Here is a 14,361-nt window from a genome sequence, read left to right as displayed (position 1 = left end):
TCCTGCCGGTCACAGGAAGGTGCGGCCCTCCCCGCGGTACGTCGGCACCGTCGCCACCACCCGGTCGCCCTCGACCAGGTGCAGCGCCGCGAACCGCTCGCACAGTTCACCGGCCTTCGCGTGCCGGAACCACACCTTGTCGCCCGGACGCAGCCCGTCCGTGGCCGGCCCCAGCAGCGGCGTCTGCACCTCGCCCGCCTCCTCCTGCGGGTCGTAACGCAGCCCCTCCGGCAGATACGGCACCGGCGACCGGTCCCGCCCCGCCACACCGGACGCCGGATAGCCGCCGCCCAGCACGGTCACCACCCCGTCCCCCGGCCGCCGCACCACCGGCTGCGCGAACACCGCCGCCGGGCGGCCCGTGAACGACCGGTAGTTGTCGAACAACCGCGGCACATACAGGCCCGACCCCGCCGCCACCTCGGTCACCGCCGCCTCCGCCGCCGTGAACTGCACACTGCCCGTACCACCGCCGTTGACGAACTCCAGCTCCGGCGCCTCGGCCCGCAGCGCGCGCACCACCTCCCACCGCCGCCGCGCCACGTCACGCCGCGCCGCCGCCTGCACCGCCCGCACGGCCCGGGACCGCAGCGGCTGCCCGGCGATCTCGTCACCCACACCCGCCACATGCCCCTCGTATGCCATCAGGCCGGCCACCCGGAACCCCGGACGGCGCGTCACCGCACGGGCCAGCGCGGCCACCTGCTCCGGCCGGCTCAGCGGCGAGCGCCGCGCACCGAGCCGCACCCGGCCGCCCAGCGGCCGGAAGGCGGTGTCCCACTCCAGACACACCCGGACCTCCTCGCCGCCCCCGGCGGGCCGGGCCGCGTCGATCAGCTCCAGCTGCGTCACGTCGTCGACCAGGACGGCCACCGAAGCCGCGAGCTTCGGCTCGGCGGTCAGCTCCGCGAAGCCCGCCCGGTCCGCCGACGGATACGCCAGCAGGACGTCGTCGAAGCCCGACCGGGCCAGCCACAGCGACTCGGCCAGCGTGAAACTCATGATCCCCGCGAAGCCGTCGTGCGCCAGCGCCCGCTCCAGCAGGGCCCGGCAGCGCACCGACTTGCTCGCCACCCGCACCGGCTTGCCCTGCGCCCGCCGCACCAGATCGGCCGCGTTCGCGTCGAAGGCGGCCAGGTCCACGACGGCCAGCGGCGCGTCGAGATGGGCGGTGGCCCGGTCGAGGCGGGCCCTGTCACCAACTGCGTCGCACGTGTACCGGGACATGGCCGCAGCCTGCCAGAAGGGGCTACGGGTGGGTAGGGGGAGAGAACGCGACAGACCGGGCACCGGACGCCCGGGTACGGCGGACGAGTTGGAGCACCGGTGGCGCCAGCCCGTAGAGTGGCGGACGCCGCAACCAGCAGGTCAGCGGTGTGATGTCCGGATACCAACCGCCCTGCCCCGATTGCCGGGCGGGCCGGTAACACAAGGCGCGAGGGGGAGCGCGGGTGAGCACCGAAGCCGATTTCGCCGACGCGCATCGCCTTCCCCGCACCCCGCCCCCGCAGGCACCCGCACCGTCCGCCGAGGACCCGCAGACCGCCGTCCTGCGCCCGGTCCCGCCGGAACGCCCCACGCGCCCCGGCCCCGGCCCGATGCCGCCCGCCGCTCCGGCAGGCCCGCCCGCCGTACCGCCGAAGCCCGCCTCTGCCGCTCCGGCAGGCCCGCCGCAACCCGCCGTGCCCCCTGCCGCGCCGCGGACAGCGGCGGCAGGCAGCCCGCCCCCGGACCCCATGCCGCCGCGCCCCGCCCACGCGCCGACCCCGCCCCGTACGGAGCCCACGCCCCGTACGGAGCCCACGCCCCGCACGGAGCCCGCGGCCGTCCCCGTCCAGCCCCCGGCGGACCGTTCCGTCACGCCCCGCGACACCGCGGCCTTCCATCTCGCCAACAGCGGGGCCCTCTGGAACGGCGCCGACGAACCGAAGCAGACCGGCGCCGCGCGTACGGAAAGCGCCGCCGCCCCGCCCCGGCCCACCCGACCGCCGGAAACACCGCCCGCCGAGGACCTGCCGCCCCCCACGGGCCTGCCGCTCACGGGCCCACTCGCGTCCCCCCTCACGCCCCCGGCCCCCGTCACCCCGCCGTACGCCGCCCCGGCCCCCCGGCAATCCGTCCGGCGCACCGCGCTCGCGGCCGCCGGACTGGTGCTCGGCCTCGGCCTCGTCGCGGGCGCCGCCGCCGGAAGCTGGCTCACCGACGACACCGACGGCAGCCCCGCCGCCGAAGCGGTCTTCGCCCAGGGCCGCGACGTGTGGCACAGCGCCCCCGTCGACACGCTCTTCCCCCGCACCCTCAACGGCCTGGGCACCGGCCCCGGCGGCGCCGACCGCACCTGGGTACGCGCCGCCGTCGCCCCCGACAGCGGCTGCGCCGGGGCCTTCGACCCGCTGCTGGCCAAGGCACTCGCCCCGGTCGGCTGCGACCGCCTGGTACGCGCCACCTACGTCGACGCCACCCGCACCAGCCTCGTCACCGTCGGCGCCGTCTCCACCAGGGCCGACCGCACCGCGATGCGCGACCTGCGCCGCCGCTTCGCCACGGAGCACCTGGACACCCGTACGGACCTGATGCCCCGCCCGTACGCCGCGAAGGACACCCCGGCCGCCGGCTTCGGGCCCGCCCAGCGCGCCAGCTGGAGCATCCGCGTCCTCGACGACCTGCCCGTCGTCGTCTACGCCGTCTCCGGCTTCGCCGACGGCCGCCCCGTGGACGACCCGCAGCCCGCCGCCGAAGCCACCCGCACCGGCGCCACCACCGCCCCCGCCGAAGCCGGACTGGGCCACGACGCGAAGGCCGTCACCGACCGCGTCGAGCAGGCCTTCCGCAAGCAGGCCGCCCAGGCAACCACGGAGTCGCCATGACCAGGCCCCTGCTGCGCGCAGCGGGCGTCGCGCTGTCCGCCGCCGCGCTGACCGTGCTGCCCGCCCTGCCCGCCCACGCCGACGGCATACGCGCCCAGGAGTGGGCCCTGAAGGCCCTGCACGCCCAAGAGGCCTGGGAGACCACCAAGGGCGAGGGCATCACCGTCGCCGTACTGGACACCGGCGTCGACGCCGACCACCCCGACCTCCAGGGCCAGGTCCTGCCCGCCAACGACCTGGTCGGCTTCGGAGCCGCCCCCGGCGACAGCTCCTGGGCGGAGCACGGCACCGCCATGTCCGGCATCATCGCGGGCCACGGCCACGGCGCCGACCAGGCCGACGGCGTCATCGGCGTCGCCCCCGAAGCCAAGATCCTCCCGGTCCGCGTCATCCTGGAGGACAGCGACCCGCAGCGCCGGCGGGCCCGCGCCGAACGCGCCGGCGCCCTCGCCGACGGCATCCGCTGGGCCACCGACCACGGCGCCGACGTGATCAACCTGTCCCTCGGCGACGACAGCAGCTCCGCGCACCCCGAACCCCGCGAGGACGCCGCGATCCAGTACGCCCTGAGCAAGGGCGTCCCCGTCATCGCCTCGGCCGGCAACGGCGGCAAGGACGGCGACCACGTCTCCTACCCCGCCGCCTACCCCGGCGTCATCGCCGTGACCGCCGTCGACCAGTGGGGCTCCCGCGCCAACTTCTCCACCCGCCGCTGGTACGCCACGGTCTGCGCGCCCGGCGTCGGTGTCGTCATCGCCAACCCGGACCGCAAGTACTACGAGGGCTGGGGCACCAGCGCCGCGTCCGCCTTCGTCTCCGGCGCGGTGGCGCTGGTCCGCGCCGCGCACCCCGGCCTGAGCCCCGCCCAGATCAAGAAGCTCCTCACCGACACCGCCCAGGACGCCCCCGAAGGCGGCCGCAACGACGAACTGGGCGCCGGTCTGGTCGACCCCGCCGCGGCCGTCGAGAAGGGCGCCGCCCTCAAGCCCGCCCCCCAGAAGCCCGAAGCCGCCGCCTACCAGAAGCAGTACTTCGGCACCGGCCCGGCCACCGGCCGGACCCCCGACACCACCGGCTGGCTCCCGTGGACCGCGACCATCGCGGGCATCGCCCTCATCACCACCTCAGCCATCCTCTGGCGCAAACGCCACAACTGACCCGCACCGGACCACCCACCTCCCGCACCACGAACCCCCTCCCACCCTTCCCACGGAAGGGGGCGGGCCGGAGCGGCCTGCCGCGCAGGCCCGCCCCCGAACCTGACCGCCCCGCGCAGCGGCCACCGCCCGCCGCAGGCGCAACGGCGCGGCACCCGAAAGCAACCCGCACCGACAGCCGGCCAGGCCCGCCGCAGGCGCAACGGCACTCGACAGTGAACCGGTACCGATCGGCCCCAACCCCGGGCCCAAAGGGCCCACCGCTAGGCTCGACCCGTGCTCAAGAACATCCCCACCTCGGACTTCTCCGACGACGACGGCACCGCCGACCCGGACCTGGCGGCAGCCCTGGCGGCCCACGCGGCCGCCATCGCGGCCCACGCCCAGGACCGGGCCGCCGAGACCGAGGCCCGGCTCCTGCCCCTGCTGAGCCGGGCCCGGCTCCTCGTCCCGGTCGTCGCCGTCCTCGGCGAGGTGGAGACCGGCCCGGACGGCCTGAAGCGGGAGAAGAGCAGCGACATGGCCGTGCCGACGCTGCAAGCCCCGGACGGCCGCCGGGCGCTGCCCGCCTTCACGTCCATGGAGACCCTGCACCGCTGGCGCCCGGACGCCCGCCCCGTGGCCGTACCGCTGCGGCAGGCCCTGCTCGCCGCGGCCCACGAGAAGGCGGACACCGTCGTCATCGACCTGGCGGGCCCTGCGACGTACCAGCTCACCGGCGCCGCGCTGCGCGCCCTCGCGGAGGGCCGGAAGAGCGCCGACCCGCGCGAGGACCCGGCCGTCACCGAGGCGCTGCGTGCCCTGCTGGCCGCCGAGCCGGACGTACGGGCCGCCCGGCTGGACCCGTCGGCGGAGGCCGACGCGACCCTCGCCCTCGGACTGGCCCCGGAGGCCGCGCCCGCCGCCGTCGCGCAGCGCCTGGCCGAGGCGCTGGCCGCCGACGAGACGCTGCGCTCCCGGCTCGTACGCGGCCTCGACCTGGCCCTGCTGCCCCCGGACGCCGACACCGAGGGCGCCTTCTTCACCCGCTGACGACCGCGGGCCACCGGCCTCCTCCGGCCCGCGAGCGGGCCACCGCAACCGTCCCGCCAGCGGGCCCCCGCCAACAGGCGCAACTCCGTGACCGGCCGCACAATGCGAGGAGAGAGCAAGATCCGCGCGAGGAGGCCCCATGGAGACGACAACGGAGACCCGCACGGTCGTATCCGAGTTCCTCGGCACGCTGCTCCTGGTGTTCTTCGCCGTCGGCTCCGCGGTGCTGGCCGGCGAGTACATCGGAACCTTCGGCATCGCCCTGGCATTCGGCTTCACCCTGTTGGCCCTGGCGTACGCGCTCGGCCCGATCTCCGGCAGTCACGTCAATCCGGCGGTGACGCTCGGCATGCTGCTGGCCCGCCGCATCACGCCCCGGGCGGCGATCGAGTACTGGATCGCCCAGCTGCTGGGCGGCATCGTCGGTGCCGCGCTGCTGTTCCTGGTCGCCAAGCAGGTGCCGGGCCTGAAGACCAGCGAGGCCTTCGGATCCAACGGGTGGGGTGACCGCTCGGCCGTGCACATCAACCTCGGCGGCGCCTTCGTGGCCGAGATCGTGCTGACGTTCCTGCTGGTGTTCGTGGTGCTCGCGGTCACGCACCGGGTGGCGGTGGTCGGCTTCGACGGCCTGCCGATCGGCCTGGCGCTGGCGACCGTGCACCTGATCGGCATCCCGCTCACCGGCACGTCGGTGAACCCGGCCCGCAGCATCGGCCCGGCCCTGTTCGCGGGCGGCGGCGCGCTGTCGCAGCTGTGGCTGTTCATCGTGGCGCCGCTGATCGGCGGCGCGCTGGCCGCGGTGGTGCACCAGATCACCCACCCGCCGAACGAACCCAAGCTGGTCGCGGACGAGCGCTCCGCCGACTGACGGCGCCGCCGCCCCGCCCGTACGACGAAGGAGGCCGCCTCCGGCATCAGCCGGAGGCGGCCTCCTCACCTGTGCGCCGGAGGCGCGGGCGGGGCGCGCCACAGCCCTGCGAGCGGGATGCCCGAAGGCCCACCCGTACGGCCCCGGCCCCGTAACGCCGTACGGGCTACCCGTACACCGGCCCGGTGAACTTCTCGCCAGGACCCTGGCCCGGCTCGTCCGGCACCAGGGACGCCTCGCGGAACGCGAGCTGGAGGGACTTCAGCCCGTCCCGCAGCGGCGCGGCGTGGTACGAGCCGATCTCGGTCGCGCTGGCCGTGACCAGCCCGGCCAGTGCCTGGATGAGCTTGCGGGCCTCGTCGAGGTCCTTGTGTTCGGAGCCCTCCTCGGCGAGGCCGAGGTTGACCGCCGCCGAGGACATCAGGTGCACGGCGACCGTGGTGATCACCTCGACGGCCGGTACGTCCGCGATGTCGCGGGTCATGGCGTCGAAGTCCGGGTTCGCGGGGTCGGCGGCGCCGGCCGGGTCCACCGGTCCGGGCTGCTGCGGGGTCTGGTCACTCATGGCTCGCGCTTCACTTCCTGCTCAGGGGATCGGCCCAACCTTATGGGCAGGGCCGCGGCGACCGGGGCCCGGCCCACAAGGCCCGCCCGCGCGCGAGTGGGGCCTGCCCCTTGACTCGTGTATTCTGGGTGTCCGACCGGCCGAGCACTGACGTGCCCGGCCCACAAGTGGAGGCTCCGATCTCCCACCCGAACCGACCTCACGGTCGGCGGGTCAACGGTCTGGCTGCGCCCCGCGATGACATCGCGGCGGTGCTCCCGATCCATTGAGGAGCCCCGCCTGTGTCCCGTCCGGGGCGTTTTTCGCATTCCGGCGCGGTTGGTCACATCGAAACAGACGTTACGCGGCAGTCCGCCAGGCCGTCGCGTGGTGCTACCGAGGAGGATCCATCAGCGCCGAGCCCCGCATCAACGACCGGATTCGCGTCCCTGAGGTGCGACTCGTCGGTCCCAGTGGCGAGCAGGTCGGCATTGTGCCGCTTGCCAAGGCCCTGGAGCTTGCGCAGGAGTACGACCTCGACCTGGTCGAGGTGGCGGCGAACGCCCGTCCGCCGGTCTGCAAGCTCATGGACTACGGAAAGTTCAAGTACGAGTCGGCCATGAAGGCCCGTGAGGCGCGCAAGAACCAGGCGCACACGGTCATCAAGGAGATGAAGCTCCGGCCGAAGATCGACCCGCACGACTACGACACCAAAAAGGGTCACGTCGTCCGGTTCCTCAAGCAGGGTGACAAGGTCAAGATCACGATCATGTTCCGTGGTCGCGAGCAGTCCCGCCCCGAGCTGGGCTTCCGACTGCTGCAGCGCCTCGCGGAGGACGTCCAGGAGCTGGGCTTCATCGAGTCCAACCCCAAGCAGGACGGCCGCAACATGATCATGGTCCTCGGTCCGCACAAGAAGAAGACCGAGGCGATGGCCGAGGCCCGCGAGGCGCAGGCCGCCCGCAAGGCGGAGCGCCAGGGTTCTGCCCCGGAGCAGGACGTCGAGGAGCCCGCCGAGGCGTGATCCAGGGCGCGAGCCCGGACCGCGCCGGGGTCGCCCCGGATTCCAACCGATACATCTGACGCCCCCGGGCGCCGGTCCCCGGACCGGTGGGGGCGCCATCCAAGAGGAGAGAACGGCGCATGCCGAAGAACAAGACGCACAGCGGTGCCAGCAAGCGCTTCAAGGTCACCGGCTCCGGCAAGGTGATGCGGGAGCGCGCCGGCAAGCGCCACCTGCTTGAGCACAAGTCGTCCCGTGTGACGCGTCGCCTCACCGGCAACGCCGAGATGGCCCCGGGCGACGCCGCGAAGATCAAGAAGCTTCTCGGCAAGTAAGTCCCCGGCGCCCCGCCGCGAGGCGTGGCGCGGGACTTGGACCGGGACCCAGTCGATTCGGGCCGTGTGACGACAACCACGGCCCCGCTACAAGGAGTTAACAAGTGGCACGCGTCAAGCGGGCAGTCAACGCCCACAAGAAGCGCCGGGCGATCCTCGAACAGGCCAGCGGCTACCGCGGCCAGCGTTCCCGCCTCTACCGCAAGGCGAAGGAGCAGGTCACCCACTCCCTCGTCTACAACTACAACGACCGCAAGAAGCGCAAGGGCGACTTCCGTCAGCTGTGGATCCAGCGCATCAACGCCGCTGCCCGCGCCAACGGCATGACCTACAACCGCTTCGTGCAGGGTCTGAAGGCCGCCAACATCGAGGTGGACCGCAAGATCCTGGCCGACCTCGCGGTCAACGACTCCAACGCGTTCGCCGCGCTGGTCGAGGTGGCCCAGAAGGCGCTGCCGAGCGACGTCAACGCCCCGAAGGCCGCCTGAACCACGGCCTGAGGCACGTTTGTCACGGACCCGCAGGCCCCCGGCCTGCGGGTCCGCCGCTTTCCGCACGCCCCCAGACATCCGAAGAAGTGAGCCGCCGCCCATGGGCACCCCCGAGTTGATCTCCCCGCGTTCCCCACGCGTCGCCGCGGCCCGGCGGCTGGCCCGCCGCAACTTCCGCGGCAAGGAGCGCCGGTTCATCGCCGAGGGCCCGCAGGCCGTACGCGAAGCCGTCGAGCACCGCGCCGGCGGCGAGCGCACCCTCGTCGAGCTGTTCGCCACCCCGGAGGCCGCCGAGCGGCACGCGGAGATCGTCGACGCGGTGCGGGCGGCCGGCGTACCGGTCCGCTTCGCCGCCGACGCGACCATCGCCGAGCTGTCCCAGACCGTCACCCCGCAGGGGCTGATCGGCGTCTGCCGGTTCCTGGACTCGCCCTTCGAGGAGATCCTCGCCGCCCGGCCGAAGCTGGTCGCGGTGCTCGCCAACGTACGCGACCCGGGCAACGCCGGTACGGTGCTGCGCTGCGCGGACGCCGCGGGCGCGGACGCGGTCGTGCTCACCGACGCCTCCGTCGACCTGTACAACCCCAAGTCCGTACGGGCCTCGGTCGGCTCGCTCTTCCACCTCCCGGTCGCCGTCGGCGTACCGGTCGAGCAGGTCGTCGGCGGGCTGCGGGACGCCGGCGTACGCATCGTGGCGGCCGACGGCGCGGGCGCGGACGACCTGGACGCGGAGCTGGACGCGGGCACCATGAGCGGGCCGACGGCCTGGGTGTTCGGCAACGAGGCGTGGGGGCTGCCGGAGGAGACCCGCGCACTGGCGGACGCCGTGGTGCGCGTCCCCATCCACGGCAAGGCCGAGAGCCTCAACCTGGCCACCGCGGCCGCCGTCTGCCTCTACGCCTCGGCCCGCGCCCAGCGCACCACCGGAGGGTGCCGCTCCGCCTCCCGCGACTAGTAGGGTTGCGTGCCCGGGGGACCGGAAGGGGGTAGCGGGATGAGTGCGAGGGCATCCGGTACGACGGTCGCTGCCGAGCCCTGTCCGGACGACGGCCCGGTGCCCCTCGGCGCCGATCCCGCCGGTGCCGGGCTCGACCCGGACGACCTGCCCGACGGCCTGGTCGTCGCCGACGAGAGCGGCCGGGTCATCTGCTTCAACGCCGCCGCGGCCCGCATCACCGCCATCGACCCGCACGACGCGCTGGGCCGCCCGCTGGAGAAGGCGCTGCCGCTCCAGGACATCGAGGGCCGCCGCTGGTGGCAGCTGACCGACCCGTACGGGGGCCTCGCGATCCGCAGCGGCCAGCCGGAGCGCAACCTGCTGCTCGGCGGCCGTGAGGTGCTGGTCTCCGCGCGCTACGTCCGCAGCCGCCCCACCGGCCCCGTCCGGCGCCTGGTCGTCGCGTTACGCGGCACCGAGGCGCGGCGCCGCACCGAACTGAGCCACGCCGAGCTGATCGCGACCGTCGCCCACGAGCTGCGCTCGCCCCTCACCTCGGTGAAGGGCTTCACCGCCACCCTGCTCCAGAAGTGGGAGCGCTTCACCGACGACCAGAAGCGCCTGATGCTGGAGACCGTCGACGCGGACGCCAACCGCGTCACCCGGCTCATCGCCGAGCTGCTGGACATCTCCCGCATCGACTCCGGCCGCCTGGAGGTGCGCCGCCAGCGGGTGGACATGGTCTCCGCCGTACGCCGGCACGTACAGGCGCAGACGACGGCCGGCCAGCTGCCCGACCGCTTCCTGATCCGGATGGTCGGACCGCTGCCCGACCTGTGGGCGGATCCGGACAAGGTCGACCAAGTACTGGGCAACCTGCTGGAAAACGCCGTGCGCCACGGTGAGGGAACCGTCACCATCGAGGTAGGACCGGCATCGAGCGGCTCCGGAGCGGAAGGGACGAGCGTCACGGTGAGCGACGAGGGCCCCGGAATCCCCGAGGAGTCGATGAGCCGCGTCTTCACCCGCTTCTGGCGGGGCAGCAAGCGCGGCGGCACCGGTCTGGGCCTCTATATCGTCAAGGGCATCGTCGAGGCCCACGGCGGCACCATCACGGTCGGCCGCGCCCCGGCCGGCGGCGCCCGGTTCCGATTTAGCCTGCCCGTCGGGACGCCCGCCTTCATGGCCTGAGCGGCGCCCGGCGGGCCCATCACCGTCGGGGCTCGGATGAGGCGCGGCCGCCCTGCCCCGTAGACTGCACCTTTGGCACCTTTGGCACTGCACACGTCGGGGGCAAGCCGCGCGCCAAGCCCATCGGAAGCACGGGAAGAGATGTCCGCACCCAATAAGTCGTACGACCCTGTCGAGGTCGAGGCCCTGAAACCGGAAGAGATCGCCCGCATGCGGGACGAGGCGCTCGCCGCCATCGCCGCCGCCGGTGATCTCCAGGAGCTGCACGAGGTGAAGGTCGCGCAGACCGGCGGCACCTCGCCGCTGGCGCTGGCCAACCGCGAGATCGGCGCCCTGCCGCCGCAGGCCAAGGCCGAGGCGGGCAAGCGCGTCGGCCAGGCACGCGGCCAGGTCAACCAGGCGCTCAAGGCGCGCCAGGAGGAGCTGGAGGCGGAGCGGGACGCCCGGGTGCTGGTCGAGGAGGCGGTGGACGTCACGCTGCCGTACGACCGCGTCCGGCCGGGCGCCCGGCACCCGCTCACCACCCTCTCCGAGCGGATCGAGGACGTCTTCGTGGCCATGGGCTACGAGGTCGCCGAGGGCCCCGAGGTCGAGTCGGAGTGGCTGAACTTCGACGCCCTGAACCTCTCGCCGGACCACCCGGCCCGCACGACGCACGACACGTTCTTCGTCGAGAACGCCGCGACGGAGTCCGACCAGTCCGGGGTGGTGCTGCGCACCCACACCTCGCCCGTGCAGATCCGGTCGATGCTCGACCGCGAGCCGCCGCTGTACGTGGTCTGCCCCGGCCGCGTCTACCGCACCGACGAGCTGGACGCCACCCACACCCCGGTGTTCTCCCAGGTCGAGCTGCTCGCCATCGACGAGGGCCTGACCATGGCGGACCTCAAGGGCACCCTGGACCACATGGTCGAGGCGCTCTTCGGCGAGGGGATGCAGACCCGGCTGCGGCCGAACTACTTCCCGTTCACCGAGCCGTCCGCCGAGATGGACATGGTCTGCTACGTCTGCCGTGGCGCCTCCGTCGGCGACCCGGAGCGCCCGTGCCGCACCTGCTCCAGCGAGGGCTGGATCGAGCTGGGCGGCTGCGGCATGGTCAACCCGCGGGTGCTGACGGCCTGCGGTGTCGACCCGGAGAAGTACAGCGGATTCGCCTTCGGGTTCGGCATCGAGCGGATGCTGATGTTCCGCCACAACGTCGATGACATGCGAGACATGGTCGAGGGTGACGTCCGGTTCACCCGGCCCTTCGGGATGGAGATCTGATGCGGGTCCCGCTTTCTTGGCTGCGGGAGTACGTCGACCTGCCGGCCGGTGAGTCCGGCCGTGACGTACAGGCCAAGCTCGTCGCCACCGGTCTGGAGGTCGAGACCGTCGAGCAGCTGGGCGCCGGCCTCGAAGGCCCCCTGGTCGTCGGCAAGGTCCTGACCATCGAGGAGCTGGAGGGCTTCAAGAAGCCGATCCGCTTCTGCACGGTCGACGTCGGCCAGGCCAACGGTTCGGGCGAGCCGCAGGAGATCGTCTGCGGCGCGCGCAACTTCGCGGTCGGCGACAAGGTCGTCGTGGTGCTCCCCGGCGCCACCCTGCCCGGCGACTTCAAGATCGCCGCGCGCAAGACGTACGGCAAGGTCTCGCACGGCATGATCTGCTCGGGCGACGAGCTGGGCATGGGTGACGACGGCAGCGGGGGCATCATCGTGCTGCCGCCGGAGTACGAGCCCGGCACCGACGCCATCGAGCTGCTCCAGCTCGTCGACGAGGTCCTGGACATCGCCGTCACCGCCAACCGCGGCGACTGCCTGTCCATGCGCGGCATCGCCCGCGAGGCCGCCATCGCCTACGGCCTGCCGCTGCGCGACCCCGCGCTGCTGGACGTGCCGCCGCCGAACTCCTACGGCTACCCGGTCAAGGTCGCCGACCCGATGGGCTGCGACCGCTTCACGGCCCGTACCGTCGTCGGGCTGGACCCGGAGGCGCGCTCCCCGATCTGGCTGCGGCGCCGTCTGCAGAAGGCCGGGATGCGCCCGATCTCGCTCGCCGTGGACGTCACCAACTACGTGATGCTGGAGCTCGGCCAGCCGCTGCACGCCTACGACCGCTCCCGCGTGGACGGCACGATCGGGGTGCGCCGCGCGGAGCCCGGCGAGAAGCTGACGACCCTGGACGGCACCAAGCGCGTCCTGGACGCCGGCGACCTGGTCATCACCGACAACCGCGGCCCGATCGGCCTCGCGGGCGTCATGGGCGGCGCCAACACCGAGATCGCGGACGCCGTGGCCGACCCGGAGACCGGTGTCGTCAACGGCACCACCGAGATCGTCGTCGAGGCCGCGCACTTCGACGCGGTCTCCATCGCCCGTACGGCCCGCCGCCACCGGCTGACCTCCGAGGCGTCCAAGCGCTTCGAGCGCGGCGTGGACCCGCAGGCCGCGTCCGCCGCGGCGCAGCGCACCGTCGACCTGCTGGTGCTGCTCGCGGGCGGCACCGCCGAGGCCGGCGTCACCGAGGTCGTCTCGCCCAGCGGGCCGCGCACGATCACCGTGAGCGCGGACCACCCGGACCGCGTCGCGGGCGTCACGTACGGCCGCGAGACCGTCGTACGCCGCCTCCAGCAGGTGGGCTGCGATGTGTACGGCCAGGACGAGCTGGTCGTGACGGTGCCGTCCTGGCGGCCCGACCTGACCGACCCGAACGACCTGGCCGAAGAGGTCATCCGCCTGGAGGGCTACGAGAACCTGCCCTCCACGCTCCCGAAGCCGCCCGCCGGGCGGGGCCTGACGGAGCGTCAGCGGCTGCACCGCCGGGTCGGCCGCGCGCTGGCCGGCGCCGGCTACGTCGAGGCGCTGAACTACCCGTTCATCGGCGAGCCGGTGCTCGACCAGCTCGGCATCGAGGACGACGACCCGCGCCGCCGGACCGTGCGGCTGGTCAACCCGCTCTCGGACGAGGAGCCGCTGCTCCGTACGACGCTGATCCCGGGCCTGCTCACCGCGCTGCGGCGCAACGACGGCCGGGGCTCGCACGACCTCGCGCTCTTCGAGACCGGCCTGGTCTTCCGGCCGACCGGCGACGAGAAGCCGTCCGTGCGGCTGCCCGTCGACCGCCGGCCGACCGACGAGGAGATCGCCACCCTCGACGCCGCGCTGCCCGAGCAGCCGCGCCGGGTCGCGGTGGTGCTCGCCGGCGCCCGTGAGCAGGCCGGCTGGTGGGGCAAGGGCCGCCCGGCCGGCTGGGCGGACGCCGTCGAGGCGGGCCGTACCGTCGCGCGGGAGGCGGGTGTCGAGCTGATCGTCCGCCAGGACCAGCACGCGCCCTTCCACCCGGGCCGCTGCGCGGCGCTGCTCGCCCTGACCGACGGCGAGGAGGTGCTCGTCGGCAACGCCGGTGAGCTGCACCCGCGCGTCACCAAGGCGCTCGGCCTGCCGGAGCGCGCTTGCGCGATGGAGATCGACCTGGACCGCCTGGAGCGGGCCGGTCTGGGCGTCGTCCAGGCGCCGCGGATCTCCACCTTCCCGGTCGCCACCCAGGACGTCGCGCTGATCGTGGACGCGTCGGTCCCGGCGGCGGAGGTCGAGACGGCGCTGCGCTCCGGCGCGGGCGAGCTGCTCGAATCGCTGCGGCTGTTCGACGTGTTCACCGGCGAGCAGGTGGGCGAGGGCAAGAAGTCCCTGGCCTACGCGCTGCGCTTCCGTGCGGCGGACCGCACGCTGACGGCCGACGAGGCGTCCGCGGCGCGGGACGCGGCGGTCGCGGTGGCGGTCGAGCGCACGGGCGCGGTTCTGCGCGGCGTGTAACCGCGCGCTCGCGGCGCCCGTACGCCGCCTGTGACCACGGCAAACCCCACCGGGGCGCCTGCGGCAAAAAAGTGTCGGGGGCGCGGCGCCCCGCGGGTTAACCGCACACCCCCGGAGTTTTGATGTCAAAACACACACTCTG

General features: G+C 73.7%; 13 protein-coding genes. 11 read left to right on the top strand and 2 right to left on the bottom strand.

Annotation, left to right across the window (positions count from 1 at the left end):
* Positions 1–9: 9 nt before the first annotated feature.
* Positions 10–1,227, bottom strand: coding sequence for an alanine racemase (locus ACFV57_RS39540; RefSeq protein ID WP_385243067.1), 1,218 nt, complete (start codon positions 1,225–1,227; stop codon positions 10–12).
* 224 nt (positions 1,228–1,451) lie between these two features.
* On the opposite strand from ACFV57_RS39540, the gene ACFV57_RS39535 reads away from it, so the two are divergent.
* The 4 genes from ACFV57_RS39535 (at position 1,452) to ACFV57_RS39520 (ending at position 5,924) form a co-directional block, all read left to right on the top strand.
* Positions 1,452–2,867 carry a hypothetical protein gene (locus tag ACFV57_RS39535; protein ID WP_385243064.1) on the top strand — a complete coding sequence of 472 codons (1,416 nt, stop codon included), beginning with the start codon at positions 1,452–1,454 and terminating at the stop codon, positions 2,865–2,867.
* Positions 2,864–4,024: a type VII secretion-associated serine protease mycosin gene (gene mycP, locus ACFV57_RS39530; RefSeq protein ID WP_385243061.1), complete on the top strand. Its 1,161-nt coding sequence runs from the start codon at positions 2,864–2,866 to the stop codon at positions 4,022–4,024. The genes ACFV57_RS39535 and mycP overlap by 4 nt, the downstream gene beginning before the upstream one ends.
* 276 nt (positions 4,025–4,300) lie before the next feature.
* Positions 4,301–5,056 (top strand): SseB family protein, encoded by a 756-nt coding sequence (locus ACFV57_RS39525; RefSeq protein ID WP_385243058.1) that lies wholly within the window; start codon positions 4,301–4,303, stop codon positions 5,054–5,056.
* A 139-nt stretch (positions 5,057–5,195) separates the two neighbouring features.
* The gene (locus ACFV57_RS39520; RefSeq protein WP_385243055.1) at positions 5,196–5,924 is read left to right on the top strand and encodes an MIP family channel protein; all 729 of its coding nucleotides are present in this window, start codon (positions 5,196–5,198) and stop codon (positions 5,922–5,924) included.
* Between the two features lie 166 nt (positions 5,925–6,090).
* On the opposite strand, the gene ACFV57_RS39515 is transcribed toward ACFV57_RS39520, so the two are convergent.
* Complete coding sequence (locus ACFV57_RS39515) at positions 6,091–6,489, bottom strand: DUF1844 domain-containing protein (protein WP_385243053.1); 399 nt, start codon at positions 6,487–6,489, stop codon at positions 6,091–6,093.
* 388 nt (positions 6,490–6,877) lie between these two features.
* On the opposite strand from ACFV57_RS39515, the gene infC reads away from it, so the two are divergent.
* From infC to pheT, 7 genes are all read left to right on the top strand, one after another.
* Positions 6,878–7,492: a translation initiation factor IF-3 gene (gene infC / locus ACFV57_RS39510; protein WP_385243114.1), complete on the top strand. Its 615-nt coding sequence runs from the start codon at positions 6,878–6,880 to the stop codon at positions 7,490–7,492.
* A 119-nt stretch (positions 7,493–7,611) separates the two neighbouring features.
* The gene (gene rpmI, locus ACFV57_RS39505; protein ID WP_030017691.1) at positions 7,612–7,806 is read left to right on the top strand and encodes a 50S ribosomal protein L35; all 195 of its coding nucleotides are present in this window, start codon (positions 7,612–7,614) and stop codon (positions 7,804–7,806) included.
* A gap of 104 nt (positions 7,807–7,910) precedes the next feature.
* The gene (gene rplT, locus ACFV57_RS39500; protein WP_385243050.1) at positions 7,911–8,294 is read left to right on the top strand and encodes a 50S ribosomal protein L20; all 384 of its coding nucleotides are present in this window, start codon (positions 7,911–7,913) and stop codon (positions 8,292–8,294) included.
* Between the two features lie 103 nt (positions 8,295–8,397).
* Positions 8,398–9,252, top strand: a complete 855-nt coding sequence (locus ACFV57_RS39495) for a TrmH family RNA methyltransferase (RefSeq protein ID WP_385243047.1) — start codon at positions 8,398–8,400, stop codon at positions 9,250–9,252.
* 39 nt (positions 9,253–9,291) lie between these two features.
* The gene (locus ACFV57_RS39490; RefSeq protein WP_385243045.1) at positions 9,292–10,425 is read left to right on the top strand and encodes an ATP-binding protein; all 1,134 of its coding nucleotides are present in this window, start codon (positions 9,292–9,294) and stop codon (positions 10,423–10,425) included.
* A gap of 141 nt (positions 10,426–10,566) precedes the next feature.
* On the top strand, positions 10,567–11,691 hold the full coding sequence (gene pheS / locus ACFV57_RS39485; protein WP_385243042.1) for a phenylalanine--tRNA ligase subunit alpha: 1,125 nt from the start codon (positions 10,567–10,569) through the stop codon (positions 11,689–11,691).
* Entirely contained in the window at positions 11,691–14,219 is a 2,529-nt protein-coding gene (gene pheT / locus ACFV57_RS39480; protein ID WP_385243039.1) for a phenylalanine--tRNA ligase subunit beta, read from the top strand. Before pheS ends, pheT begins: the two co-directional genes overlap by 1 nt.
* Positions 14,220–14,361: the final 142 nt, after the last annotated feature.

Source organism: Streptomyces sp. NPDC059788, from assembly GCF_042732265.1.
Lineage (GTDB): Bacteria > Actinomycetota > Actinomycetes > Streptomycetales > Streptomycetaceae > Streptomyces.
Note: the sequence above shows the minus strand (reverse complement) of the source record. Positions and strands in the feature narration are given on the sequence as shown.